Origin of the sequence: Nannocystis exedens (assembly GCF_002343915.1) — a bacterium.
GTDB classification, from domain to species: domain Bacteria; phylum Myxococcota_A; class Polyangia; order Nannocystales; family Nannocystaceae; genus Nannocystis; species Nannocystis exedens.
The window spans coordinates 7922324-7948128 of sequence record NZ_NETK01000001.1 but is presented as its reverse complement, the minus strand read 5'-3'; the positions used below and the strand labels follow the sequence as shown (position 1 = coordinate 7948128).

General features: G+C 73.7%; 17 protein-coding genes. 6 read left to right on the top strand and 11 right to left on the bottom strand.

Features of this window, described 5'->3' with window-relative positions:
* From NAEX_RS50965 to NAEX_RS50960, 6 genes are all read right to left on the bottom strand, one after another.
* Positions 1–2388 (bottom strand): DNA methyltransferase, encoded by a 2388-nt coding sequence (locus NAEX_RS50965; protein ID WP_170136140.1) that lies wholly within the window; start codon positions 2386–2388, stop codon positions 1–3.
* Between the two features lie 3 nt (positions 2389–2391).
* Positions 2392–2733: a c-type cytochrome gene (locus NAEX_RS31310; RefSeq protein WP_170136139.1), complete on the bottom strand. Its 342-nt coding sequence runs from the start codon at positions 2731–2733 to the stop codon at positions 2392–2394.
* 343 nt (positions 2734–3076) lie between these two features.
* Positions 3077–3949, bottom strand: coding sequence for a hypothetical protein (locus NAEX_RS31305; RefSeq protein WP_096331149.1), 873 nt, complete (start codon positions 3947–3949; stop codon positions 3077–3079).
* Between the two features lie 200 nt (positions 3950–4149).
* A complete protein-coding gene (locus NAEX_RS31300) occupies positions 4150–4902 on the bottom strand; it encodes a ribonuclease H-like domain-containing protein (RefSeq protein WP_177325914.1) in 753 nt (250 codons plus the stop codon).
* A 1340-nt stretch (positions 4903–6242) separates the two neighbouring features.
* On the bottom strand, positions 6243–8834 hold the full coding sequence (locus tag NAEX_RS31295; protein WP_211302504.1) for a DEAD/DEAH box helicase: 2592 nt from the start codon (positions 8832–8834) through the stop codon (positions 6243–6245).
* A gap of 819 nt (positions 8835–9653) precedes the next feature.
* On the bottom strand, positions 9654–11567 hold the full coding sequence (locus NAEX_RS50960) for a hypothetical protein (protein ID WP_211302503.1): 1914 nt from the start codon (positions 11565–11567) through the stop codon (positions 9654–9656).
* A gap of 68 nt (positions 11568–11635) precedes the next feature.
* Here NAEX_RS50960 and NAEX_RS31285 point away from each other — a divergent pair, with 68 nt between their 5' ends.
* The 4 genes from NAEX_RS31285 (at position 11636) to NAEX_RS52350 (ending at position 14768) form a co-directional block, all read left to right on the top strand.
* A complete protein-coding gene (locus NAEX_RS31285) occupies positions 11636–12313 on the top strand; it encodes a TetR/AcrR family transcriptional regulator (RefSeq protein ID WP_143825659.1) in 678 nt (225 codons plus the stop codon).
* 4 nt (positions 12314–12317) lie between these two features.
* On the top strand, positions 12318–13625 hold the full coding sequence (locus tag NAEX_RS31280; RefSeq protein WP_096331144.1) for an oxidoreductase: 1308 nt from the start codon (positions 12318–12320) through the stop codon (positions 13623–13625).
* 197 nt (positions 13626–13822) lie between these two features.
* Complete coding sequence (locus NAEX_RS31275; protein WP_143140525.1) at positions 13823–14194, top strand: hypothetical protein; 372 nt, start codon at positions 13823–13825, stop codon at positions 14192–14194.
* Positions 14195–14453: 259 nt separating this feature from the next.
* The gene (locus NAEX_RS52350; protein ID WP_096331142.1) at positions 14454–14768 is read left to right on the top strand and encodes a hypothetical protein; all 315 of its coding nucleotides are present in this window, start codon (positions 14454–14456) and stop codon (positions 14766–14768) included.
* 346 nt (positions 14769–15114) lie between these two features.
* Here the strand turns inward: NAEX_RS52350 and NAEX_RS31265 are convergent, their stop codons facing one another.
* The 3 genes from NAEX_RS31265 to NAEX_RS31255 all read right to left on the bottom strand — a co-directional run bounded on the left by NAEX_RS31265 (position 15115) and on the right by NAEX_RS31255 (position 17667).
* Entirely contained in the window at positions 15115–15573 is a 459-nt protein-coding gene (locus NAEX_RS31265; RefSeq protein ID WP_143140526.1) for an MYXO-CTERM sorting domain-containing protein, read from the bottom strand.
* Positions 15574–15920: 347 nt separating this feature from the next.
* Entirely contained in the window at positions 15921–16709 is a 789-nt protein-coding gene (locus NAEX_RS31260; RefSeq protein ID WP_096331140.1) for an alpha/beta fold hydrolase, read from the bottom strand.
* Positions 16710–16728: 19 nt separating this feature from the next.
* A complete protein-coding gene (locus NAEX_RS31255) occupies positions 16729–17667 on the bottom strand; it encodes a bestrophin family protein (RefSeq protein ID WP_096331139.1) in 939 nt (312 codons plus the stop codon).
* Positions 17668–17748: 81 nt separating this feature from the next.
* Between NAEX_RS31255 and NAEX_RS31250 the strand changes: the two genes are divergently transcribed.
* The gene (locus NAEX_RS31250) at positions 17749–19734 is read left to right on the top strand and encodes a 4-alpha-glucanotransferase (RefSeq protein WP_096331138.1); all 1986 of its coding nucleotides are present in this window, start codon (positions 17749–17751) and stop codon (positions 19732–19734) included.
* 120 nt (positions 19735–19854) lie between these two features.
* Positions 19855–23583, top strand: coding sequence for a serine/threonine-protein kinase (locus tag NAEX_RS31245; protein ID WP_170136136.1), 3729 nt, complete (start codon positions 19855–19857; stop codon positions 23581–23583).
* A 105-nt stretch (positions 23584–23688) separates the two neighbouring features.
* Here the strand turns inward: NAEX_RS31245 and NAEX_RS31240 are convergent, their stop codons facing one another.
* Both NAEX_RS31240 and NAEX_RS31235 read right to left on the bottom strand, forming a co-directional pair.
* Positions 23689–24444 (bottom strand): DUF1295 domain-containing protein, encoded by a 756-nt coding sequence (locus NAEX_RS31240; protein ID WP_096331136.1) that lies wholly within the window; start codon positions 24442–24444, stop codon positions 23689–23691.
* 285 nt (positions 24445–24729) lie between these two features.
* Positions 24730–25776, bottom strand: a complete 1047-nt coding sequence (locus NAEX_RS31235; RefSeq protein WP_170136135.1) for an alpha/beta hydrolase — start codon at positions 25774–25776, stop codon at positions 24730–24732.
* Positions 25777–25805 lie beyond the last annotated feature (29 nt).

Here is a 25805-nt window from a genome sequence, read left to right as displayed (position 1 = left end):
CTAACAAACATGTTCGATGCGCCAGGTGTGCCAGCTCTCGCCGCCGAGCACGTCGATCACCCTCACCGACGCCGTCCACGGTCCCGCCCCCGGCAGCTCGATCCACCCGCTGTCGGCGTCGAGCTCCCGGCGGTTGCGCGTCCGCGCCGCCGCGAACGCCGGGCGGTGCGGAGACATCCCGATCGCCTCCGGCACCGCGGGACTCACTCTCGGCGAGGACGCCACGCCCCCGCTCAGCGCACGCGACGCACCTCCCAGCGGCTCCGCCTCGCTCGCGCCGACTTGCGACGCGCCCCTCCGCTCCGCCTCGACTTGCGACGCGCCGCCTTGCTCCGCCTCGACTTGCGACGCGCCGCGCCGCTCCGCCTCGCTCGCTGCCGACGCCTCGACTTGCGACGCGCCCCTCTGCTCCGCCTCGCTCGCTGCTCCCGCCTCGACTTGCGACGCGCCGCCTTGCTCCGCCTCGACTTGCGACGCGCAGCTCCGCTCCGCCTCGCTCGCTGCCGACGCCTCGACTTGCGACGCGCCGCGCCGCTCCGCCTCGCTCGCGGCCTCCGCCTCGACTTGCGACGCGCAGCTCCGCTCCACCTCGCTCGCTGCCGACGCCTCGACTTGCGACGCGCCCTGCCGCTCCGCCTCGCTCGCGGCCTCCGCCTCGACTTGCGACGCGCAGCTCCGCTCCACCTCGCTCGCTGCCGACGCCTCGACTTGCGACGCGCCCTGCCGCTCCGCCTCGCTCGCGGCCTCCGCGGTCGCCTGCCCCTTCGGCGCCGCTGCGCTCGCCGCCTGCCGCGGCGCCCCGGTCCGCGACCCGCCCGCATCCTCGAGCGACCGCTGGGCGCACGCCGAAAATTCCACCGACCACGCCTCCACCGCCGCGCGGGCGTCGCCTGCCGATTCCAGCGCCGCCGTCGCCCGCGTCGGCGCCGAGAATCGCGCCCCGACCAGCGTCGCGCGGGCGCGGAAGCCCGCCTCCGTCGCCTCGACCGTGAACCTCACCTCGACCTGCGGCCGCTCGCTCCACGGCGGCTCCCCCGCGTGGCTGCGGGGGTCGAGCAGCACGCGCCGCAGCTGCAGGCAGACCACGCCCACGCCTGTCCCTTGGGCCAGCTCGGTCCCGGCCGGGAACGCCCACCCCCACGCCAGCACCTCGAGCCGGCGCAGCCCGAGCTCCGCGGCCGCGGCGGCCGCCGCCGCCACCTCCTCCGCCGTCACCGCCCCGTCCAGCGGCCCGACCCACACGGCAGCCTCGCCCGCGATCCCCGCCACCCCTCGGGCGACCGCCTGCGCCCCGCGCAGCCGCAGCACCGCCGCCGGCCAGCTCTCCGTCTGTCCCGAGTGCCAGATCTGGCGCTCCGCCGCCCCGAGCCCGGCCCGCACGAACTTCACACCTGGCTTTTCGGCCATGCGCGCGTGGGCCAGCTCGATCGCCGCCGCCGCGCTGTCACAGCCGATCCAGCGCCGCCCCAGCGCCTGCGCGGCCGCCAGCGTGGTCCCGGCGCCGCAGAAGAAGTCGGCCACCAGCGCGCCCGGGTCGGAGCTGGCGGCGACGATCCGGCGCAGCAGGCTCTCGTTCTTCTGCGTCGCCCACCCGGTCTTCTCGCGCGAGAAGCTCTTGATCTGGATCGAGTCGAGCGAGTCCGGCCCGCGCAGCCGCCACTCGGCCGGGCTCGCGTTCCACACGTCCTCGACCGGCACCCCGCCCTGCTGGTCGGCCTCGCCCTTGCGCCGCCGGTACTCCGCGGGGTGCGGGTTGACCTGGCGGTGGAACACGAACCGCTGCGGATCCTTGACGTAGAAGTAGATCAGGTCGTGGTTGCGGATCCAGTTGTTCGCCCGCGCCTTGAACCCGGACACCCAGCCGACCCGCCACACGATCTCGCGCTGAAAACAACCTGGCCCGAAGATCTCGTCGAGCAGCAGCTTCACCGCGTGCCCGACGATCGGGTCGACGTGGACGTACAAGCTCCCGTGCGGCGCCAGCAGCCGGTGGATCCGCCGCAGCCGCGGGTCCAGCATCTGCAGCAGCCCCGCGACGCCGCCGGGCCAGCGGTCGCTGTAGGCCCGCGAGCGCAGCTCCGGCCCCTCCGCGTCGGCCCCGACCCGCGTCGTCCGCTCGAACTCGTGGCCGGTGGCGAACGGCGGGTCGATGTACACCAGGTCGATCGCCCCGGCGTGCGTCGCCATCAGCGCGTCCATCACCAGCAGGTTGTCGCCGCCGACCAGCAGCCCCGGCGCCCGCGTCGGCTCGGCCGCGCCGCCGCCGATCACCTGCTCGACCTGCAGCCCCAGCGCCCGCGCCGGCACCTCGACGCGCGCGCCGTCGGGCCCGTACTTGCCCGGCCACACCACCTCGACCGCGCCGCTCGCCGATCGTGGACGCGACATGTCTCAAGGACCAGGCGGCGGCGGCGGCAGCACCAGCTCGGGCTGCGACAGCGACCGCACGTAGGCGACCAGCACCTTGAGCGTCGGCTCGCTGAAGTGTGGGAAGCTCGGCATGGTCGGCGGCCGCCCGCCGCGGATCGATCGCCGCATCCGCTCGTCGCTGATCGTGCTCATGAAATCCGGGTCGGTCAGGTCGCGCACGCCCGCGACCTCCATCAACCCCTTGCCGTCCATCCCGTGGCAGCGCGCGCAGTTCTGGGCGAAGATCTTGGCCCCGGAGATCTCCCGCTCCGGCCCGGTCGGCTCCTTGCAGCCCGCCGGCGCCAGCAGGCCGGCCATCAACATGGCTGTTCGGACATGTCCGAAAAGACCGCCACGCGCCCTGGTCAGTCGAGCGGGGGCGTGCGCGCGCGAGTCGGCGGTGGCGGACATGCGCCGCGACCTTAGCAGAGTCACCGGCGCAGCGTCCCCGCGTTCGACCTGCGACCGCGCGTCCCGGCGCCGTCGGGCTCACGGTGAGAGCAGGCACGGCAGCAGAGGTCACCCGCGGGGCCGGCAGTGCGGCGGCTGCAGCCTCCCTGCGCCTCCTGGCACGGGCGCGGCGCACCCCGCCGCGGCGGCAAAAGTCGGAGCGCCAGCCACGGCGCCGGGCTGCAGCCTCCCTGCGCCGCCGAGGCGCGGTCCTGGCTCACCGCCGCGGCAGCAGGGTCAGCGCGCGTCCGGGCTGCAGCGCGTCCGCCGGAGGCTGCGCGGCGGGCCGCGGCACCAGGCGGGGGCGGAAGCCGGCGTGCTGGGGCGACGTCGTCGGCGGCGGCAGTTGCGGGGGTGGCGCGGTCGTCGGCGACGGGGCGCTCATCGGCGGCGCCGTCGTGTTCGGCGCAGGGGCCGGCGCCGTCGTGTTCGGCGCGGGCGCCGTCGTGCCTGGCGCGGGCGCGGGTCCGGGCGCGATCGCCGGACCCGGCGCCGGGTACTGCTGCGCCCCGTCGATGCGCGTGTTGGCGTCCTCGGTGAGGATGTAGCCCTCGGCGTCGACCGCGGCGTCGGCCGGCGGGATGTAGTCGCCGTTGGGCGTCAGCAGCCCGAGGCGCATGCCGAGGCTGTCGTTGTAGATGTTGACCGCGCGGGCGTAGCCCTTCTCGGCCTTGCGGTAGAACACGCCGGCCGCGATCGCCAGGCCCACCGTCGCCAGCACGCTGCCCAGCATCACCCCGTTGGCGCCGTTCAACTTCTGGAAGTCGAAGCCTTCGCGGGCGGTCGCCGCTCCGCTGGCGACGAACAACAGGCCCGTCACCGCGCCCAGGGCCGCGAGGATCCGCGAGCGACGCAGCTCCTTGTAGGGCAGCGCCTCGGCGCTGTTCTTGTCGGAGCGGAGGATCGCGTCGAGCGACTGCCAGCTGCGCTTGGTCGCCAGCGGGTGCAGGCCCTTCGTGTAGCGGGTGCCCTGCGGCTCCTCGTGGCGGAAGATCCAGTTCTCCTTGAGCGCCTTCTCGCGCTCGGCGCGATCCTTGATCGTCTCGAGCTTGGCGAAGTCGGTCGGCTGGAGCTGCGGCGTCAGCGACATGCACCCGCTCACGCAGAGGCACAGCGCGAGGACCAGAGGCGAGGATCTGCGGGCGCGATTCACGTCGGCCCTCACGCTAGCACGGACCGCCGGCGCTGCTAAGAGCCCGCGGCCCGCGCGGACCGGTGCCACCGTCCGTTCGCTGCACCCACGCGCACCGGAGCGACCCGAACTTCGGGTCTCCCCGCGGCGTCCGGGTGTCACGACCCCAGGTGCGCAATTCGCTGCAGATCCGCGTCCTGGGCCGTATTTGCGGCGGGCGACGACTCTGCCACCCGGTCTCGACCGGCCGTCCCGGCTCGCCGGGCCCCATCCTGCGCCGCCGCCTTCCGGGCCCGACGTCCGATGGCGTTCAGGTGATCGGCCGCCCGCTGGACGAGCTCCGGGTCGCCGGGCGCCGCCAGCGTCCGCGCCATCGCCCCGGCCAGCGCCGGCATCGTCAGCACGTCGACGAGGTTGTGGCCGACCACGCGGCGCACCGCCTCGCGCGCCCGGGCCTCGTGCGGCTCGCGGAGGGCCGTCCAGAACACCTCCGGGATCGCCCGCCCGGCGATGTCGCCGTCGCGCCGCACCCCGAGCTGCGTCCGCTCGAGCGTGGTCAGGCGGCAGTCGGGCCCGCGCCCGCGCCACAGCCGGCGCGCGACCGGCAGCAGGTCGAGGTGCGTCCCCGCGAACGCGTCGGTCGGCAGCCCGCACCGCCGCAGCCGCCCGCGCAGCAGCGGCAGGTCGAAGCTGGCGCCGTTGAACGTCACCAGCGGCCCGCCGAGCGCCCGCACCCGCGCCTCGAGGTCGGCCAGCAGCGCCGCCTCGCCCGACAGCTGCGTCAGCAGCCACTGCTCGATCTGCCAGCCGCCGCCGTCCAGCGTCGCCAGCCCGACCACGAACGCCACAGTGCCCGCACCATGCCCGAGCCCGGTCGACTCGAGGTCGAGGAAGACTGCCCGTTCGGACATGTCCAAATCGACATGTCCGTACAAGCATGTGAACGCCGCCCGCCACTCCGCCGGCCCGGGCAGCTCGAGCCCGCGCCCGACCAATAGTGGCGGCCGGGCGCCGCGGCACGGCCAGCGCGTCACCTCGCGCACGAACCCCGGCCCCGGCTCGGTTCGCGGCAGCGCCGGCGTCGCGTGCTCGTCCTGGAACCGCACCATCCGCCGCCACAGCGCCGGCCGCTCGCGCACCGGATCCGGCCCGGGCTGCGCGCCCGGCTGGGAGACGGATCCGCGGCCCGCCCCGACCCCGTCGCCCCGCGCGTGGTCGAGGGCACCCGCCGCCCGGGTCCCTACTTCTTCTCGCGGACCCTCGGCTCCCCGGGAGGTCTCTTCGCCACGCGCCGGCAGAGCCCCCGGGCGCGGCGCGGCCTGCTGCGCCGCGCCCGGTCTCCCGCGCGGAGGTTCGCCCGCGCCGCCCTCGGAAGCTCCCACGACCGGGTAGCCGGCCCGCGCCACCAGGCTCGGCCGCGGCTCCGGTCGCGGCTCCACCGACTCTGCCAGCATCTGCCAGTCGCTCGCGGACGCCTTCGGCCGGGTCGGCCGGGCCCGATGCGACCACAACACGTACACACCCGAGACCCACGGGTCGACCCGCCGCACCTCACCTGTCCTCTCGGACAGCTTCTCTTCGCGCCCCACGGGCGAGCGGCCGCCCCCCGGCGTCCCCTCGACCGTCACCGACCGGCCCGCTTGCGGAGCCTGTCCTCGCCCGCCACCTGCCTGCGGAGCCCGCGGCAGCTCGCGCGCTCTCGCGACATGATTCGTCGGCACCTCCCGGGGCGACCCCTGCCTCGGCGAATCACCTCGCCCCGCCGAGCTCGCCGGCAGGTCCGGGGACCTCGGCGAGTGACGCCCCGCCGCCGAACTCGTCGGCCCCTCCGGAGACCGCCTCGGCGAGTCACGCCCCGCCGCCGAACTCGTCGGCCCCTCCGGAGACCGCCTCGGCGGGTCACGTCCCGCCGCCGAGCTCGTCGGCCCCTCCGGAGACCGCCTCGGCGAGTCACGCGCCGCCGCCGAGCTCGCCGGCCCCTCGGGAGACCGCCTCGGCGAGTCACGCCCTGCCGCCGAACCCGCCGGCCCCTCCGGCGACGCCCCTCGCCCCGGCGAGTCACCCCGCCCCGCCGAACCTGTCCCATCGGACAGCCGCTGCGCACCCGAACCCGGCCCCGCAGAGCTCCCCGACGCAGCATCGCTCGTCTGCACCCCGGCCCCGGACGGCTCCGCGCGGCCCGCCTGCTCGCCGTCATTCCCCTGCCCGCGACCGCCGAGCGCCCGCTCGAACCGCCGCAGCAGCGCCGAGCTCACGCGGCGCCTCGCAGGCGCTCGCGCAGCCCCATCAACAGCGCCATCGCGTCGGCGCGGAGGCTCTCGCGCGGCTGCGGCGGCCGCGTCACGTGATTCGCCCCCGGCAGCGACTGCATCGCCGCGATCCGGCTCGCCAGCCCGCGGAGCCCCGGCGACTCCGCCGGCGTCGCGCGCACCTCCCCGCCGTGGCTCCCGAGCGGCTCGCCCGCGCCCTGCACCCCGAGGCAGGTCGGGCAGCCCCGCGCGCACTTGCAGCCCGACACCGCCGTGATCACCCGCTCGAACAGCTCCGCGCCGAGCGCGTACGCCTGCGACGCCAGCCCGGCCCCGCCCGGCAGGTTGTCGTAGAGCAGCAGGCACGGCGACGCCCCGGCCTGCATCACCGCATCGGTCGACACCCGGCCGCCGCGCCCCGCGATCACCGGCGCCCACGAGCCGGTCTCGGCCGTCCCCGCGACCACCGCGTGGCCGAGGTCGTGGACGTCGCACATCAGCAGCATCGCCGCGCAGTGGTGGACCGCGTGGCCGATCGCCAGCGCCGCGGCCGCGCGCCGGCCCGGGTCGGGCACCAGCGACAGCGCCCACTCGCCGAACGTGAAGTGGACCGCCAGCGTGTGCAGCTCGAGGTCGGGCAGGTGGACCGGGCCCGCGCCGACGTTCTCGTGGGTGCGAAAGCGCAGCTTCTTGAAGCCCGGCACCGTGCGGACCAGGTGCGCGTAGCCGAGCCCGCGGCCGCGCGGCGGGTCCGACGCGATCGGTTCGACCAGGCGGACCTTCACCTGCGAGATCGCCTCGGTGTAGTAGGTCGCCTTGACCTCGCGGACGTACGCCTTGCGCGGCTGCCAGTCGAGGCGCAGCACCTCGTAGGTCGTCCCCTCGACCGAGTAGATCGCGCCCGGGTGGAGGTAGAGCGGCCCGTCCTCGAAGTCGACCTCGGCGAGGATCCGTCCGTCGCTCGCCAGCCCGGGGGCCACCTCGAGCACGGTGAAGTTCTCCTCGAGCCCGCCGCGGAGGTCGACCTTGTCGGCCGGGAACGCGTCGCCGATCGTGAAGTAGCGCGCCGCGCCGTCGGCCCCGCGCTCGCCGTGCAGCGCCCCGCGCTCGGCCAGGTACGCCAGCGCCGGCCCGATCTCCCCCGCCGCGATGCCCGGGTACACCATCGTCTCCGGCGCCTCGCCGGGCGGCAGCACGATCGGCAGCTCGTAGGCCGCGCAGCGCAGGTGCGGGATCAGGATCTCCGGGTTGTCGGGGTCGACCTGCGCCCGCTCGGGCGGCTCGTCGAACAGGAACCCCGGCGTCGCCGCGATGAACTGGTCGAGCGGGTCGGACGACAGCACCAGCGCCGTCAGCGACGGCGACAGCCGCCGGCCGGCGCGACCCGAGCGCTGCAGCGTCGCCGCCCGCGTCCCGGGATAACCGGCCAGCACCACCGCGTCGAGCCCGCCGATGTCCATCCCCAGCTCGAGCGCGTGGGTCGTCGCCACTACCTGGGCCTCGCCGTCCTGCAGCGCCTGTTCGACCTCGCGCCGGCGCTCGGGCAGGTAGCCGCCGCGGTAGCCGCGGATCTTCTTCTTCGCCAGCTCGGCGCGGGCCTGCGCCGCCGCGTCCATGCCGACCGCCTCGCCGGGCGTCACCCCGGCCTCGTCCTCGCGCAGGTAGCGGGTCAGCAGCTCGACCGCCTTGCGGGTGCGGCAGAACGCCAGCGTCGCCACGCCCGCCTCGCGGAACACCGACGTGACCGCGCGCGTGACCTTGAGGTAGTCGCGGCGCACGCCGGTCGCCGGGTCGACGACCTTGGGGTTCAGGACCACGAACGTGCGCGGCCCGGTCGGCGCCCCGTCGCGGTCGACCAGCACGAAGTCGGGCCGGCCGGTGACCGCGGCCGCCAGCTCGCGCGGGTTGTGGATCGTCGCCGAGCAGCAGATGACGGTCGGCCGCGCCCCGTGGTACGCGCACACGCGCCACAGCCGGCGCAGCACGTTGGCCACGTGGCTGCCGAACACCCCGCGGTACATGTGCAGCTCGTCGAGCACGACGTAGCGCAGCTCGGCCAGGAGCGGCGCCCAGCGCTCGTGGTGCGGCAAGATCCCGCGGTGCAGCATGTCCGGGTTGGTCGCCACCACGTGCGCCCGGGTGCGGGCCGCCTTGCGCTCTTCCGGCGGTGTGTCACCGTCGTAGGCGCCGGCGCCGATGAGCCCCGGCCCCACCTCGGCCGCCAGCGCGCGCAGGCTCCGGACCTGGTCGCGCGCCAGCGCCTTGGTCGGGAACAGCAGCAGCGCTCGCGCGCGCGGGTCGTCGAGCGCCGCCTGGACGATCGGCGCGTGGAAGCACAGCGACTTGCCGGACGCGGTCGAGGTCGCCAGCACGACGTCCTGCCCGCCGCGACACGCCGCGATGGCCTCGGCCTGGTGCGTGTACGGCCGCGTCACGCCCCGCTTCGCCAACGCGGAGAGCAGCCGGTCATCGAGGCCCGCGGGCCAATCGGCGTAGCTACCGGCGCGCGCGGCGACCTCGTGCTGGGCCACGACGTCGGCGTGGCGACCCTCGCAGAGCTGCTCGCGAATCGCGTTCAGCCGGGCGCCATCCAACCCATTCGATAAAACATCAGGCTCCCCCGCGGCGGTTGAGGTACGTTCTAGACCGCTCGAACGTGCCTCTGTCTGAAGGAGGGAGCGCGCGCGGGGAAAGCCTGAAGAGTGCTCTAGCATCGTTGCCCAGGAAGCGTTGCACTGAACACTTGCTGGGTAGCTACATCCGTTCAGGATCCCCGTCAAGCACTTTGCCGGCCCGTGGAGCGGCCGCTATGCCGAGCAGAAACAGCTTTTGGGCGCTTGCGGCGCTCACGCGGGCCGACCTGGGCTCTCTGGCGCAGAGACCGCAGATCACAACGTGGCAGCGAATCGAGCAGATCTCTCCCGCATCGGACCCGGCGCCGCGAACAGCGCGGCGATCCGGCGCCGTGCCGATGGGCCCTCGATGGGGTCGCTCCCATTGGGAGTCACTGGCTGATTCGCATCGTCTCGTCCGCGCGTCCGCAAAGGGATGGACCGGGGACCGTGACCGACGCTGCTTCCGACGTCCTGCGCGAGCTTCTGCGTCCTGCTTCCGCGACTCCCTTCGAATCTCCTTCGAATCTCCTCCGACTCCTCGAACCGCCTTCGAATCTGCTTCGAGCTTTGCGAGCTTCGAGTTCGTTCCGTGCCTCTCGCTCCGTCCCTCTCGCCGTTCGCTCCGCGGGAGCGCCGACGATCGGTGCGCGCGCCGAAGGGCGACCGCGCCTTCAGAGCATCGATCACCTCCAGCACTTCGTCAAGTCACGGCGAAAATTTCCGGCGCCGAATTGTTCGCGACGGGGCGACCTCGTCGACGACAGTCGCGAACGCTGGCCAAACTTTCCGAGCGAGCTTCTACAGGTGGTCGAGGTCGAGGCCGCCGACCACCCAGTAGCTGCCGAAGTCCTGCAGGCCGTAGACGCCGATGCCGACGCGGTCGCTGCCGAGGATGGTGTGGTTGCCGTCGCCGAGCGGCCCGGCGTCCAGCTTCACGCGGGCCAGCGAGTAGCCGGTCATCCCGATCTGCACCGGCGCGAGCACCGGCTGGCCGTCGACCGACACGGTCGTGCCGTTCTTGAGGATGATGTCGACGAAGTTGCTCTCCCAGGTCGGCGGGGCGTGGAACAGGTAGTCCTTGCGGTACTGCTCGGTGGCGGTGGCCAGCAGCATCGACGGGTCGGCCTCGCCGAAGCCGCCGCCCTGGCCGACCATGTACTGCGCGACCATGAACCGCTTGTCGGCCGAGACCTTGAAGCGGGCGGTCGTCGAGACCAGCTCGACGAAGTCGCCGGCCTTGGCGAGGACCTTGGGCACCCCCTGGTCGGGCACGAAGGTCAGCGTCGTGTTCGGCTCGGCCGCGATAAACCGCACGACCTGGCCGTGGTCGGGCGTCCCGTTGGGCGACTGTCCGGGCGGCACGACGATGTACTCCGTCGCCAGCGCCTCGTACGGGAACATCGCCTCCTCGAGGTGATCGCAGGCTTCGACGTTCGTCGGCACGTTGGTGCACTTGTGCCCGGCGATGACCTGGACCGGCTTGTCGGCGCTGATCCCGGTGCCGGTGAGGTCGCCGCCCGGGGCGCTGGCGACCTGCAGCACGTCGCCGGCGTCGAGCACGACCACGCCCGTGCCGTCGGCCGCGACCCCGCCGCCCGCCTGCACCTTGTTGCCCGTCGTCGACGGCGCCAGCGTCACCGTGGTCCCGTCCTCGCGCGCGGTCACGGCGTAGAAGCCGGGGTAGTCGAGCTGGGGGAAGTGCGGGTACGAGGCGACCACATAGTCGCCGGTCCACGCGTTGACCGGCAGCAGCAGCGACGCGTCGTTGGAGGCCGACGCATAAAGAAGATTGTACTGGTAGACCGTGACCGGGCGGTCGCTGCGCAGGCGGTAGGCCCCTTCCGCGACCACGGCCGAGGGGCCGAGCCCCTTCGTCAGCGCCGGGATCCACGGCAGCGTGATCGCCTTGACGCTCTTGGCCGCGACCGTCTCCTCCTTGATCAGCATCGCCCCGCGGGTGATCGTGATCGCCGCGGGCGCGTCGGCGGTGTTGGCGACCACCGCCGCGAACACCTTCGTACCGCTGTTGTACGAGTCGTGCTGTAGCGTGATGGTCGGGTAGTAGTCACAACCGATGTAGTTGAGCTGCAGGTTCTCGATGACGCAGGCGCCGTCGCACAGCCCGATGTCCGGGTTGCAGGAGATCCCCTGCAGCTCGTCGCAGTCCTCGACCACCTCGCCGGACATGCCGTCCGGGGCGCACTTCATGGCCACGTCGCCCTCGCAGTACGGCGCGTCGGGCACGCAGTGGAGACAGCCGACGCCGGGTTCGCAGGCCGCCTCGCACGGCTCGCTGCTCTCGAACCCGCCCATCCCGTCGCACACCTTGGCCTCGCCGCCCTCGCACACGACCTCGCCCTGCATGCACGGCGGCGGCGGCTCGGTTCCGCTCTCGCTGTCGGTCGCCGTCTCGCCGCCCGACATCGTCTCGACGCCCATCGTCGTCGTGCTCTCGGTCGAGCCCTCGGTCGTCGTCGACGTCGGCGCGCTCGTCCCGGTCATCCCCATCGTCGTGACCGTCTCGGACCCGGCCTCGGACGTCGTCGGCGGCGCCTCGCTCGTGCCCGTGCCCGTGCCCGTGTCCGTGGTCGTCGCCGTCAGGTCGACCGTCGTCACGCCGCTCGTGGTCGCCGAGGTCATCATCCCCTCGGACGAGCCGCACCCCGACACCACCGCACCCACTCCCACGAGAATCAGCCCAGACCGCAGCATAGCGGCCACTGTATCACGCCCTTTGCATTTGTACGCGCGTACAAATTCCACTGGACCTGCTTACACATGTGTGCAAATTATCTGGCGTGCGCGTGACGAGCTCGGGCGAGGCGAAAACCACCCCAGACGGCCGCGAGGAGCGGGGCGATCGGACCGCGCAGGCGCTCCTCGCCGCGGCGCGCTCGGCGTTCTCGCGCGGCGGCTACGCGGCCGCCTCGGTGCGGGACATCGCGCGCGCCGCCGGCGTCAACCCGGCGCTCGTCCGCTATCACTTCGGCAGCAAAGAGGGCCTCTATCGCAAGGTGATCGACGAGGCGATGAGCGGCCTGCGGACCCGGCTGCTCGCCGCGTTTCACCAGGCCGGGGCCCCGCGCGAGCGGATTCATCGGGTCATCGGCGCCTACCTCGACCACCTCGCGCAGGAGCGCGACTTCCCGCGGCTGATCCAGCGCGCGCTCCTCAACAACGACCCGCACCTGCGCCGCGTCGCCCACGAATATCTGCACCCGCTGGTCGACACGCTGAAGCCGTTCGTCGGCCGGCGGGTCGCTGGCACACTCGGCAGCCTCGAAGAGGTCATCGTCTCGGTGTTCGGGGCCATCATCGCCCCCTTCCTCTACGAGCCGCTGCTCAACGACCTGTTCCGCCGCGACGTGCTGTCGCCGGCCGCGCTCAAGCGGCGGCGCCGGCACATCGAGGCCCTCGTGGAAATCACTCTGGCCCAGCTGCTCCCGGAAACGGTCTAATTTTATGCCCACCGTCCGCCTCACCGACCCCATCGACATCGGCACCCTCCGCCTCAAGAACCGCCTCTATCGCGCGCCCGTGCTCGAGGGTGCCGGCGGCGCCGAGGACCCCGCCGCCGTCTACGCCCGCCACTTCGTGCCGAACGCCGCCGCCGGGGTCGGACTCATCATTCAGGGCAACACGATCGTCTGTCCCGAGGGTCGCACCTCGCCGGGCATGTCGGCGATCGGCGAGCGCGAGCGCATGCTCGCCCTCGCCCCGCTGACCCGCGCCGTCCACGACGCGGGCGGCAAGATCGTCACCCAGCTCGGCCACGGCGGCCTGTTCGCGCTCGAGGCCTGGCACACCAAGTTCGCGCCGGTGCGCACCTCGCCGCCGTACGCCCCGAGCCCGCTGCCGCTGTGGCTGCGCGCGCTGCACCGCAGCCAGACCCACGTCCTCAGCACGCGCGAGGTCCAGCAGCTGACCGAGCGCTTCGGCCTGGTCGCCGCCTGGGCCCGCGAGGCCGGCTACGACGGCGTCCAGCTGGCCGCCAGCAACGCCAAGCTGCTGCACCAATTTCTCAGCCCGATCTTCAACCGCCGCCGCGATCGTTACGGCGGCGACATCCACGGGCGCATGACCTTCATCCGCGAGATCCGCGAGGCCATCGCGCGCGAGGCCGGGGCCGACTTCCCCGTCCTCCTCAAGTACACCGCGGTCGAGCTGACCCCGATCGGCCGCGGCATCGACCTCGGCGAGGGCGTCGAGATCGCGCGCATGGCCGAGGCCGCTGGCTTCGCCGCGCTCACCCCGGTGATCGCCGACGCCCTGCCCAACACCTCGATCGCCCGCGGCGAGTTCCCGCGCGCCTCGTTCGACAACCCCGGCCTGCGCCGCCGCCTGCTCGAGGCCACCGGCAGCCGCGTGCGCGCCGCCCTGGTCCACGTCGGCATGTTCCTGGCCGCGCGCAAGTACCCGTTCGCGCCGGTGTGGAACCGCGACGTCTTCCGCGCCGTCAAGGCGGCCGTCGAGCTGCCGGTGTTCGCGGTCGGAGGCATCCGCACCCCCGCCGAGGCCGCCGAGATCCTCGCGCGCGGCGAGGCCGACATGATCGGCATCGGCCGCCCCTTCTACGCCGAGCCCGACCTCGCCCGCCGCTTCCTCGCCGCCGCCGGCCCGTCCGACACCGCCGCCACCGCCTGCGAGAGCTGCAACCGCTGCATCGTCCCGCAGATGCTGGGCATGCCGGGCGTCTGCTACAACCCGGGGATCCACAAGCTGCGCCGCCACGCCAGCGGCCCCAGCCCCACGGCCAAGAAGGTCGCCTGACCTTTCAGACATGTGCCTCCGCGCCGCCTCGCGCGAGGGTCCCTGCCTTGCCGCGGCAGGTCCGAACGAGGTCCGACCCGCCGCCGCTGCAGCGCGGCCGATCTACTTTATGTCGGTCGTCGCGCTCGGACGTGCGGCACGAGCGCTCGCCCCGCCACGTCTGCGATCGCAAGATTGCGAGTCGCAGCATGAAAAATTTGGGCAGCTTTGACGGAAACCGCACCTTCGGCGTGGTGGACGAGCCGGGCTTCCTCAGGGCGTTCGCGCCCGACGGCACCGAGCTGTGGAGCACCGAGACGTCGTACGGCGAGCTCGCCGTCAGCCCCGCGGGGCAGATCTTCCTGGTGAACTCGCTGACCGGCATCCACGCCTTCGATCCGGACGGCACGCAGGTGGCGAACTGGGACCCGTTCCCGGGGCTCGGCGTCGCCGGCCTGGCGCCACTGGCGACGGACTCTACGTCGGCACCGGCGACCCCGAGAACGAGGAGCGGTTCGTCGTCCACCGCCTCGACCCCGCCACGGGCGAGCCCGTGTGGGAGGGGGCCACCCCGGAGGGGCTCACGGTGACTCCCGAACAGCTCGTGGCCGCGAGCGGCCGGATCCTCGTCCCCGGCGTGGTGTTCACCGACCAGGGGCGCCGGTCGATGCTGGCCGCCTTCGACACCGGGTCGGGCGCGCTGCTCTCGCTCGAGCTCGACGACCCGGCCGCGCCGGCCTGGTCCTCGCTCGCCGTCGACGGCGACGGCGACCTCGTCCTCGCCGGCCGCAGCCTCGAAGAGCCGATCGGCCTGCTCGTCCGCCGCTTGACCGGTGACTTCGCCGAGGTGTGGACCGACCTCACCCCCTATCGCGCCGGCACCTCCCCCAGGCCCGAGAAAGTGCTGCGGGTCCGGGAGGCCGCATCGCGGTCGTCGGCATCGACCTCGGCGACAACGAGTCCGCCATCGTCCGCCTCCTGGACGGCGAGGGGGCGCCGGTGTGGTCGTCGAGGTTCGCCAGTCCGCAGGACAACGAGCGCGACAGCGCCGTCGGCGTGGCGTTCGGCCCCGACTACCTCATGGTCGGCGGCGCGGTCTCCACCGAGGCCGAGGACGGCCACGTGACCTTCGAGTGGTGGCTCCGCCGCTTCGCCCTCGGCTGACTTGTCTTTCGGACATGCTCCCATGGGCATGTCCAGGGGGTCATGTCGACCGCCGCCGCTGTCCGGCATCGCCGGGCGCGCAACGACCACCGCCAGCACATCGCCGAGCGGCGCAACTCACCCCTGGAGTCGCGCGTCGACCCGTTGCAGGCGGCGCGGTGGACCGCCACGGGTTGCTCGGCTCGCGCGCGGTACGGCCGCGGACGAGCGGGCCGCAGCCGTCCCGCATCGACGTTCGGTGGGGCGCCCTCGCCCGGCAGCGCGCGAGCGACGGACGCTCGGGGTCGTCCTCACGCATGTCCTCGAGGACATGCTTCCCTGAGCATGTCCCTCCGGGCATCCGACCTCAGCGCCGGCGCCGGCGCAGCAGGCCGACGAGCGCGAGCAGCCCGAGCGCCGCCCCGGGCGACGCGTCGCTGCGGCAGCCGCAGCCCTCTTCCTTCTTCGGGGTCGTCGCGTCGGTGGTCCCGCCGTCGCTCGAGCTCCCGTCGGCCGTCTCGCTCGCGCCGCCGGCGGTCTCGCCCGTCGTGCTGCTGCCGCCGGTGGTCCCGGTGCCGGTGTCCGTGCTGCCGGCGCTGGTCGTCGCCGTCGCGTTCGGGTCGCAGTAGCCGCACTTCTTCCCCGGGTCGCTCGGACAATCGGCCTCGACGCAGAGGCCGTCGCCGAGCTCGGAGAAGCAAGCCGTGCCCAGCGCCTGCTCCTCGCACGCCATGTACGGGTCGGGGTCGGGCAAGGCGTCGGCGCGGGCCATGGACCCGAAAAGGCACAGCGGCGACGCGAACAACAAGACAAGGGCTTTGCGCATGGCCGGCAGCATATCGGATGTCGAGCCACCGAGGGACGAGCACTCGCGCGCTCTTCACCACCGGGGGATCCCCTCGAGCGGCCGCCACGAGCGACCGGAGCCCCCTCGCCGCGAGCAGCAGCAACGGCGAACAAGACGAGCTCTCATCCCTGCACCTCGTTTGTCGGGACAGTGACAGTGACCTCGAGCGACGCCGAGCCCGACCCCGCGCCGCGAGTGGTCGCTCCGCCGCCCCGAAGACCGCCGGCTCCGCCTCGACCCCCGAGTGACAGTTCAAACATTTTTGAGAAGAGGACATGCTCGATCGACCATGCCCCCTCGGACGTGCCCCGACGCACACGTCGATTCTACCGCCCCACGATCGCCCGCACGAACCGCGCCGAGGCCGCCAGCGTCTCGTCAGGGCGCTCGCGGTAGGGGCTGTGCCCGCAGCCGGGCAGCAGCAGCGTCTCGACCGGCCCGGCGACGCCGCGGGCGATCGCCTCGAGCTGCGCCGTCGTCCCGTACGCGTCGTCCTCGCCCTGGATCAGCAGCGTGGGCGCCGTCACCCGCGGCAGGTAGCCCTCGAGGTTCCAGCGCCTGAAGTCGGGGTCGAGCCAGGCCTCGCACCAGCCGCGGAACGCCGCCTCGACGTTGTCGCCGTGGTGCCGCCGCAGGCGCGCGCGCAGCTCGCCCGTCTCGTACTCGCGCCGGGCCGCGGCGATGCTGCGCACCGACACCTCCTCGCAGAACACGTGCGGCGCCATCAGCACCAGCCCGGCCACGCGCGAGCGCCCGTCGGTCGCCGCGTGGACCAGCGCGATCGACCCGCCGTCGCTGTGTCCGACCAGGATCGCCGAGCGCACCGCCAGCGCGTCGAGCACCGGCCCGACCACCGCCTCGCCCTCGCGCTGCATGTAGTCGAGGGGCCGCGGCAGGGAGATCGCCTGCGAGCGGCCGTAGCCGGCGCGGCTGTACACCAGCGCCCCGCAGCCGGTCGCCGCCGCCAGGCGGTCGGGGAAGTCGCGCCACAGGCTCACGCACCCGAGCCCCTCGTGCAGCAGCACCAGCGTCGGCGCCGCCTGCGGCCCCGGGCCGATCCAGCGGTACTCGAGCCGCCGCCCGGCCGCCGTCACATGAGCAGTCTCTTGCGACATGTCTTGAAAATCATGTCCCTCAGAGCAGCTGGCCATGGTGCGGCTGGGCCGGCTCGGGCAGCTCGGTCTCGCCGAGGCGCTGGCGCAGGTCGATCTCGATCGTGCGGCACAGCGCGGACAGCGGCAAGTCGTTGGGGTCGCTGCCGAACGGCTCCTGGATCTCCTCCCCCAGCGCGTCGAGCCCGTAGAACGCGTACGACATCATCAGCACGACCACCGGCGTCAGCAGGCCCAGCGGCAACAGCACCCCGAACGGCAGCGCGTAGCAGTAGGCGCCGACGATGTGGCGCAGCAGCACCTGGTAGGCGAACGGGATCGGGGTGTTGGCGATCCGCTCGCAGCCGCCCTGGATGTCGGTCAGCGAGGTCAGCGACTGGTGCAGCAGGCTCAGGTGCATCGGATGGACGAGCTCGGCCCGGTAGGCCTCGTCGAGCAGCTCGGCCATCCGCTGGACCAGCGCGTTGGGCCGGTTGCGCTCGCGCTTCAATTGCTCGAGCTCGCTGGGCGTCACGAACGGGCCGAGGTCGGCGACCATCGCCTCCTCGCCGCGCATGCGCATGCGCAGCGCGTGCGGAAAGGCCATCACCAGGTAGATCAGCCGCCGCCGCCGCTCGGCCACCGCCGGGTCGCCGGGCCCGGCGCCGACCAGCGTCTGGATCTGCCGGGCCAGGGTGCGGCTGGTGTTGACCAGCTGGCCCCACAGCCGCCGGCCCTCCCAGTAGCGGTCGTAGGCGGTGTTGATGCGGAAGCCGAGGAAGATGCTGAGGACGAAGCCGATCAGGGTAAACGGCAGCGGCGTGACGTCGCGGCCGTCGAGCCAGCCGTACTGCATGTGGCCCAGCGTCATCACCAGGGCGAACACGACGTTGACCGTCAGCCGCCGCCAGATCCGCGACAGCGTCGTGCCACGCGCCGCGAACACGAAGTACAGCCAGGAGTCCCTGGTCGTGACGATCATCCGCGGCGAAGGTAGCCGTTCGGGGGTCGAGCGGTCCACGCCGCGTGACGCGCGGCCGCGCCCTCGCTACCCTTCCGCCGCATGCCGGCCCACGATCGCCCCGTCGCCCGCGCCGACCTCGCGGCAGCCCTCGACATCCTCGGCAAGCGCCACCTCGTGCTGTCGATCCACGACGTCTCTTTCCCAGGTCGCGACGACGAGGACCTCGGGCGCGGCTCCCCGTACAGCGGCGGCGGCCGGGCCTTCCTCGCGTTCGTGCGCCAGCTCGGGTTCACCGGCGTGCAGCTCGGCCCTCAAGGTCAGACCTCGCGCTACAACCCCTCGCCGTACGACGGCGCCCTGTTCGCCCGCGACATCCTCTCGATCGCCCTGCGCCCGCTCGCCGACGACCCCTTCTACGGCAACGTCCTCCCGCGCGCCGACCTCGACGACCTCCTCCGCGGCCGACCGGCGCGCGGCGGCCAGGGCGTGACCGAGCGGGCCGACTACGCCGCCGTGTGGCCGCGCCAGCTCGCCGCCCTCGCCAGCGCCTGGCACGGCTTCACCCGCCGCCGCGCCGCCGCCGACCCCTCGGTCGCCGACCTCGCCGAGGCCTTCGACGGGTTCGCCCGCGAGCACGCCGGCTGGCTGGCGCCGGCCGGGCTGTACGAGGTCCTGTCGACCGCCTATCGGACCGGAGGGACATGGTCCGGAGCACATGGCCTGAGGGTCAGCTTCGACGGATCGCACTGGAGGACATGGCCGAGGGACCAGGAACTTTGGGTCAGCAAGTCGCAGGCCGCGGCGGCGCGGCGGGCCGGCCTGTCGCGGACCTACGCGCGCGAGCTCGAGTTCCTGGCGTTCTGCCAGCTGCTCGTCGCCCGCCAGCACGCCGCCCTGCGCGCCGAGCTGGCCGCCCGGCCGGGCCTGCCGGCCCTGCGGCTGTTCGGCGATCTCCAGGTGGGGATCTCCGTCGCCGACACCTGGGCGCTGCACGACCTGTTCCTGCCCGGCTACGCGATGGGCGCGCCGCCGAGCCGCACCAACCCGGACGGCCAGCCCTGGGGCTACCCGGTCCTCGACCCGCGCCTCTACCACGGCGGCGGCGGCGGCGAGCTCGGCCCGGCCCTGCGGCTGGTGGCCGCGCGGACCGACGCGATGCTGCGCGACTACGACGGCCTGCGTGTCGACCACCCGCACGGCCTGGTGTGCCCCTGGGTGTACCGCACCGACGAGCCCGACGCCTACCGCGCGGTCCAGGGCGGCGCGCGCCTGTTCGAATCGCCATGTCTCTCGGACCATCCGCGCCTGGCGGCCTACGCGATCGCGCGCGCGGACCAGCTCGACCTCGCCCTCCCGCGCCACGCCGACCGGTGGGTCCACACGCTCGACGACGCGCAGGTCGCCCGCTACGCCGCCCAGCTCGACGTCGTGCTCGCGGCCGCCCGCGCGCACGGGCGCGCGCTCGACGACGTCCTGTGCGAAGTCCTCAGCACGCAGCCCTACCCGCTGCAGCGGGTGCTGGAAGGCCACGGCCTGGGGCGCTTCCGGGTCACGCAGAAGGCCGACCTCAACAATCCCAACGATGTTTACCGCAGCGAGAACGCCCGCCCCGAGGACTGGGTGATGCTCGGCAACCACGACACCCCGCCGATCTGGCGGCTCGCGGCCTCGTGGCACAAGACCCCGCTCGCTGCCGCGCAGACGGCGTACTTGTGCGGACGTCTGGGGTCGCGCAGCGACGATGACCCGCTGCGCGCGCGCATGCTCGCGGACCCCGCCGCGCTCGTGCACGCCAAGTTCGCCGACCTCCTGGTGTGCCCCGCGCGCCAGGTGGCCGTCTTCATGAGCGACCTGTTCGGCGCCCACGACATCTACAACGCCCCTGGAGTGGTCGATCCGGCCAACTGGACCCTCCGCCTCCGAGCCGGCTGCGAGGCCGCCTACTGGCCGGCAGCGGCCCGCGGAACGGCGCTCGACCTCGGGTGGGCCCTGGCGATCGCCCTGCGGTCGCGCGGCCCCGCTTGCGCGTCCGAGCACGCCGATCTGATCACCAGGCTCGAGCGCGGCCTCGGGCGGCCGTGCTAGCCTGCAAGCGGCTCCCCCGCCATGAAGCTCCCCGTGCAGGTGCAAGCGCCGCCTGAGCAGCCGCGCACCGAAGTCGGTCTGCCACGCGCGGCCGGCGATCGTCTTCGCGAGACCATGGCGGTGGCGATCCAATTCGCGAACACGGCGATCCTGCCGGACCTCGCGCTGTCGCCGACGATGAGCACTCCGCCCGAAGAGGGCGTCATGGAGCGAACCGGGCCGCAGCCGCCGCCGGCGACCGCACTGGCCGGCCAGGTCGGCCCGTACCGGATCTTGCGCCCGCTCGGCGCCGGCGGCATGGGCGCCGTCTACGAGGCGACCGACACGCGCACCGGTCAACGCGTCGCCGTGAAGTCGCTGCTCCGCATGGGCCCCTCGGAGCTGCACCGCTTCAAGTACGAGTTCCGCAGCATGGCCGAGGTCGGCCACCCGAACCTCGTCACGCTGTACGAGCTGCACTCGCAGGGCGACCTGTGGCTGATCACGATGGAGTACGTCGGCGGCGTCGACCTGTGCACGGCGCTCCGCGCCCTCGTGCGCGCGCCCGACAGCGACCGCCGCCTGCGCGCGCTGATCCGCCAGCTCGTGCTCGGCGTCACCGCGCTGCACGAGCAGGGCCTGCTCCACCGCGACCTCAAGCCGTCGAACGTGCTCGTCACCTCGGGCGGCCGCGTCGTCATCCTCGACTTCGGCCTGGTCGCCGCGATCACCCGCAGCAACAACAACGAGACGCCCGCGGGCACTCCTCTTTACATGTCCCCGGAGCAGTGCGCCGGCCAGCTCGCGACCCCGGCCAGCGACTGGTACGCCGTCGGCGTGATGCTCTACGAGGCGCTGACCGGCAAGCTGCCGTTCACCGGCGGCTACGCCCAGATCTTCCTCGCCAAGCAGTGCGAGGAGCCGGCCCCGCCGCGCGGCCCCGGCTTGCCCGAAGACCTGGCGGCGCTGATCAGCGAGCTGCTGCGGCGCGACCCGGAGAAGCGCGCCTCCGGGGCCAAGCTGCTGGCGTGGTGCGGCGGGGCGGCGCTGGCCCCCGCGCCGGCGATGGCCAGCAGCTCGATCCTCTTCGGACGCAAGGCCGAGCTCGACGCGCTCGACGAGGGCCTCGCCGCCGCCGCCCGCGGCCGCACCGCCTGCGTCTACCTGCGCGGCCAGCCCGGCGTCGGCAAGACGGGCCTCGTCCACGGCTTCCTCGGCGCCCTCGCGCCGCGCGGCGACGTCGTCGCCCTCACCGCCCGCTGCTACCAGCACGAGACGGTCCCGTTCAAGGCCTTCGACAGCCTCGTCGACGCCCTCGCCGACCACCTCGGCGCGCTCGAGCCGTTCGAGCTCACGCCGCTGCTCGGCACCCACACCGGCGAGCTCGCGCGCGTGTTCCCGGTGCTGCAGCGGGTCTCGGCGGTGCGCGAGCTGGCCCAGAGCGCCCGCGCCGGCGTGTCCGACCAGGAGTCGCGGCGCAAGGCCTTCGCCGCGCTCAAGCGCCTGCTCGCCGCTCTGGCCGCGCGCCGCCGCCTGGTCCTGTTCCTCGACGACTTCCACTGGAGCGACGCCGACAGCGTGCGCCTGCTGTCCGAGCTGCTGGCCCCGCCCGACGCGCCGGCGCTGCTGCTGGTCGTCGCCTACCACACCGAGTGGCCCGGCTCGCCGCTGGTCCGCCACGAGTTCGAGCGCCTGCAGCTGCGCGTGCTGCCCGAGCTCCACGTCGCCCGCCTCGACGTCGGCCGCCTCGACGAGCGCGACGCCCACGCGGCCGCCCGCGCCCTGCTGGTCGCCGCCGGCCTGCCGCCCGAGCCGTGGGCCGCCGCGATCGCCGACGAGGCCCGCGGCGACTCGTACGTGCTCGAGGCGCTGGTCCACGAGCTCACCCACGCCGACCTCACCACCCTCACCCCCGAGAGCCTGTCCTTCGAGACATGCCTTCAGGCGCGGGTCGACAACCTCGCGTCCGGCGACCGCGCCGCGCTCGAGCTGGTGGCCGTCGCCGGCGCCCCGCTGCCGACCGGCCTGCTCGCGCGGGCGCTCGGCGACCCGTCGGACATCCACGCCCGCCTGGCCCGCCTGCACGCCGCCCGGCTGGTCCAGCTCGGCCGCCGCAACCACGCCCCCAGCGTCGAGCCGCTGCACGACCGCGGCCGCGCCCTGGTCGTCCGCGGCCTCGCGCCCGAGCGCGCGCGCCAGCTCCACCGCCTGCTCGCCGACACCGCGCTGCAGCTCGGCCGGCCCGACCCCGAGTTCATGGCCCGCCACCTGTTCGCCGCCGGCGAGCGCGAGCGGGCCGCGACCTACGCCGAGCGGGCCGGCAAGGCCGCCGCCGACGCCCTCGCGTTCGCCCGCGCCGCCGAGCTGCAGGAGCTCGCGCTGCGCTGCACCCCCGAGTCGTGGCCGCGCATGGTCGCCTGCGCCCGCGCCAAGGTCGACGCCGGCCTCGGCCTCGAGGCCGCGCCGATCTTCCTCCGCGCCGCCGCGAAGGCCCCGATCACCCAGCGCGCCGAGCTGCGCGTCCGCGCCTGCGAGCAGTACTTCGCCGTCGGCGAGACGGCCCGCGGCGAGGCTGTCCTCAAGGACCTGCTCAAGGGGACAGGCTTCTCCGACCCCGGCAGCGGCGAGGCGCTGGCCGCCGCCTTCCAGGCCGAGGTCGCCGCGCTGCTCCGCGGGGCCGAGCCCGACATGACCATGGGGACAGGCTCGGACGGCCCCGCGCTGTCGGACGCGCTGTGGGCCGCGGCCAAGGGCCTGTTCATCCACAGCCCGGTGCGCTCGGCCTACTTCGCCGCCCGCAGCGCGGCGATCGCCCGCGCCATCGGCGACGAGACCCGCCACGTCCGCGGCATGGTGATCGTCCGCGCGCTGTGGTCGGTCGCCGGCGACGCCGCCGCGCTGGCCCGCCTGCGGGCCGTCATCGACGACTACCTGCGCCGCCGCGACGACCCCTACATCGTCGGCCTGTCCGTGCTGTTCGACGGCATCTCCGCCGTCAGCCGCGGCCGCTGGTCCGACGCCATGCGCGACCTCGAGTTCGGCATCACGCACCTGCGCCAGCGCTGCAGCAACATCGCCTGGGAGTGCAACTTCGGCGCCGTCATGCTCATGAGCCTGCTCGAGTCGCGCGGCGAGCTGCGGGCGATCGCCCTGCGCAGCGCCGTCATGAGCGAGCAGGCCCAGCAGACCGGCGACTCGATGGTCGAGTTCGTCGCCGCCTACTACAGCGCCCTCGTCCTGCTCGCCGCCGACGCCCCGTCCGACGCCCGCGAGGTCGTCGCCCGCGCCGTCCGCCTCGGCAACGTCGCCGCCGGCTCGGCCGCCGGCCTGCGCGCCTCGATGATCGAGGCCCTCTGCGCCCAGTACGCCGGCGAGGTCGCGGTCGCCTGGGCCGAGGTCGAGCGCGTCACCGGCGTGCTGGCCGCCGGCGGCGCCGCGTTCACCAAGAACCAGCGCGCCAACTTCATCAGTCTCCACGGACAGGTCGCATTGGCCATGGCCGAACGGTCAGGTGGGGCCGCCCGCGAGCCCTACCTCGCCGCCGCCGCCGCCGACGCCGACGCCCTGCGAGCGGTCGGCACCGCCGGCGCGCTCGCCTCCGCCGCCCTCCTCGACGCCGCCGCCCTGGCCCTGCGCGACGTCCCGGCCGCCGAGGTCGTCCCGGCCCTCAGCGCCGCCGCCGACGCCTTCGACGCCGCCGACATGCCCCTCGCCGCCGCCGCCGCCCGCCTCCGCCTCGGCACCTGGCTCGGCGGCTCCGAGGGCGAGCAGATGATCGCCCGCAGCGAGGCCTTCATGCGCCTGCAAGCGATCGCCTGCCCCGCCCGGTGGGTCATCACCAACACCCCCGGCCTGTCCCCGCCGCTCTGATCGCAGGGACATGCCCCCGAGCCGGCGCGGCGCCGCGTCGTGCGCCGAATTTCGACCTGTTCTCCGGGACATGCCCCTGGCGACATGTCCCCAGCGCCACCCGTATCACAGCACGAACGGGATCACCGCCTTGCGCCCCGGCGGGTAGTCGGGGAACTTCTGCTTGTACCACTTGTGGTGCGACAGCGCGCGCGGCACCAGGTTGGCCGCGGTGAACACCGCGAACGACAGCCCGGCGACCGACCAGGTGGCGATCGCCCAACCTGTCCATTCGAGCAGCTCACCGAAGTAGTTGGGGCACGAGATCAGCTCGTAGAGCCCGCCGCGGGGGATCTTGTAGCCGGTCTCGCCCGGCCTCCGCAGCGCGGCCAGGACCGCGTCGGCGCGGCGGTTGATCCGGTAGCCGAGCACGAACAGCCCGACCCCGAGCCACAGCCGCGGGTCGAGCAGCCACGACAGCTCGTAGCGGCCGAACTCGCTGACCCAGCGGGCGTTCACGTAGGCGTTGACGAGGTTGAACGCGAAGCCCATCGCCACCACGCTGACCGGCGTGAGGCCGCCCGGGCGGATCTTCAGCGGGAAGATGAACGCCCGCTGCACGTAGTGCGACTGCCACAGCACCAGCAGCAGCAGCGGCACCAGGCTCCACGCGTGCGCCCCGGCGAAGAACACCGCCGAGAACCACAGCACCGACGGCGACTCCATCACCATCCACGCCAGCCGCGTGTCCATCTGCGGCCCCCAGCCGCCGCGCGCGTGGCGGCCGTACGGCGCCGAGATGAACAGCAGGGCCGGCACCGTCAGCGCGGCGACGAGGAACACTCCCTGGACCAGCAGCGTGTGGAACTCGAGCTCGGACATCCCCGCGAGTAGACCACACCGCGCCCCGCCGGCGCCGGATCGACCGCGTGCGCTAGGGACGCTCCTCGGCGCCCGCCCGAGCGATCACCCGCCGGTCACCGGCGATCTCCCTCCCGTCGAGCTCGGCGGAGGAAGACGACGGTCCTTGGTGCGGTCGCTCGCGCGGCGCTGGGCGTCCGCGCCGGCGACCTCGGCATGCTCCTTCGGACAGGTCTCCGGGCGGCCACCGCGGTCCCGGTGGCCTGGCATTCGGAACATGTCCGCAAGACCAGCCATCGGACCCGCTCAGGTCAGCGCCCGCCGCAGCGCCGCGGTCATCTCGCTCAACGCCGGCCGCGCGTTCGACAGCCCGCCGGACGCGCTGATGTGCCCGTGGAACATCCCGCGGTGGCACGTGTACGCGACCGGCACGCCGGCGGCCCCGAGCTTGCGGGCGTACGCCTCGCCCTCGTCGCGCAGCGGGTCGAACCCGGCCGTGAACACCGCCGCCGCCGGCGCTCCGGAGACGTCCGCGAACCACGGCGACGCCCGCGGGTCGCGCCCGTCCTCGGCGCCGCGCAGGTAGTGGTTCATGAACCACTCCATCGTCGCCTGCTCGAGAAAGAACCCCTCGCCGAGGCTCCGGATCGACGGGAACGACATCGTCAGGTCGACCGCCGGATAGATGAGCAGCTGGAACGCCGGCCGCACCGTGTCGCCGCGGGTGTCGAGCGACACCACCGCCGACAGGTTGCCGCCCGCGCTGTCGCCCGCCACCGCGATCCGGCGGACGTCGATCCCGAGCGCGCCCGCCTCGGCGACCACGTGCCGGAACGCCGCCAGCGCGTCGTCGGCCGCCGCCGGGAACCGGTGCTCGGGCGCCAGGCGATAGTCGACCGCGATCACCACGCAGCGCGCCTCGTGGGCGAGGATCCGGCACACCGGATCGTGCGAGTCGAGGCCGCCGACCACGAACCCGCCGCCGTGAAAGTACACCGTCGCCGGCGCCGGCGCGGCCAGCCCGCGCGGCCGGTAGATCCGCGCCGCGATCTTTCCGGCTGGCCCCGGGAACATCTCGTCGCGGACAGCTTCGAGCGCCGGGGTCAGCGGCGCCAGCAACCACGTGTTGATCTCCATCTCGCGCCGCGCCCGCTCGACCGACAGGTGATGGAAGTGCGGCCGTCGCATCCGCCGCTGCATCGCCAGCATGTGCTGCACCTGCGGGTCGAGCGTGTAGCCGTCGCGCTCGACCGGTCTGCCGCCGGCGAGCACCCGCTGCAGCGAGTCGGGCAGCGACAGCAAGGCCCGCGCGGCGACGGCCTGGAGGCGGTGGGACACGGACGGCGACTGCATCCCCGCGACCATACCCGATCGCCGCCCCC

Excerpts from the sequence above, each read along its gene's own strand:
- NAEX_RS50965 (WP_170136140.1), bottom strand. The coding sequence starts at position 2,388 with ATGTCGCGTCCACGATCGGCGAGCGGCGCGGTCGAGGTGGTGTGGCCG.
- NAEX_RS31310 (WP_170136139.1), bottom strand. The coding sequence starts at position 2,733 with ATGTTGATGGCCGGCCTGCTGGCGCCGGCGGGCTGCAAGGAGCCGACC.
- NAEX_RS31305 (WP_096331149.1), bottom strand. The coding sequence starts at position 3,949 with ATGTCGCTGACGCCGCAGCTCCAGCCGACCGACTTCGCCAAGCTCGAG.
- NAEX_RS31300 (WP_177325914.1), bottom strand. The coding sequence starts at position 4,902 with ATGTCCGAACGGGCAGTCTTCCTCGACCTCGAGTCGACCGGGCTCGGG.
- NAEX_RS50960 (WP_211302503.1), bottom strand. The coding sequence starts at position 11,567 with ATGCTGCGGTCTGGGCTGATTCTCGTGGGAGTGGGTGCGGTGGTGTCG.
- NAEX_RS31280 (WP_096331144.1), top strand. The coding sequence starts at position 12,318 with ATGCCCACCGTCCGCCTCACCGACCCCATCGACATCGGCACCCTCCGC.
- NAEX_RS31265 (WP_143140526.1), bottom strand. The coding sequence starts at position 15,573 with ATGCGCAAAGCCCTTGTCTTGTTGTTCGCGTCGCCGCTGTGCCTTTTC.
- NAEX_RS31260 (WP_096331140.1), bottom strand. The coding sequence starts at position 16,709 with ATGTCGCAAGAGACTGCTCATGTGACGGCGGCCGGGCGGCGGCTCGAG.
- NAEX_RS31255 (WP_096331139.1), bottom strand. The coding sequence starts at position 17,667 with ATGATCGTCACGACCAGGGACTCCTGGCTGTACTTCGTGTTCGCGGCG.
- NAEX_RS31250 (WP_096331138.1), top strand. The coding sequence starts at position 17,749 with ATGCCGGCCCACGATCGCCCCGTCGCCCGCGCCGACCTCGCGGCAGCC.
- NAEX_RS31240 (WP_096331136.1), bottom strand. The coding sequence starts at position 24,444 with ATGTCCGAGCTCGAGTTCCACACGCTGCTGGTCCAGGGAGTGTTCCTC.
- NAEX_RS31235 (WP_170136135.1), bottom strand. The coding sequence starts at position 25,776 with ATGCAGTCGCCGTCCGTGTCCCACCGCCTCCAGGCCGTCGCCGCGCGG.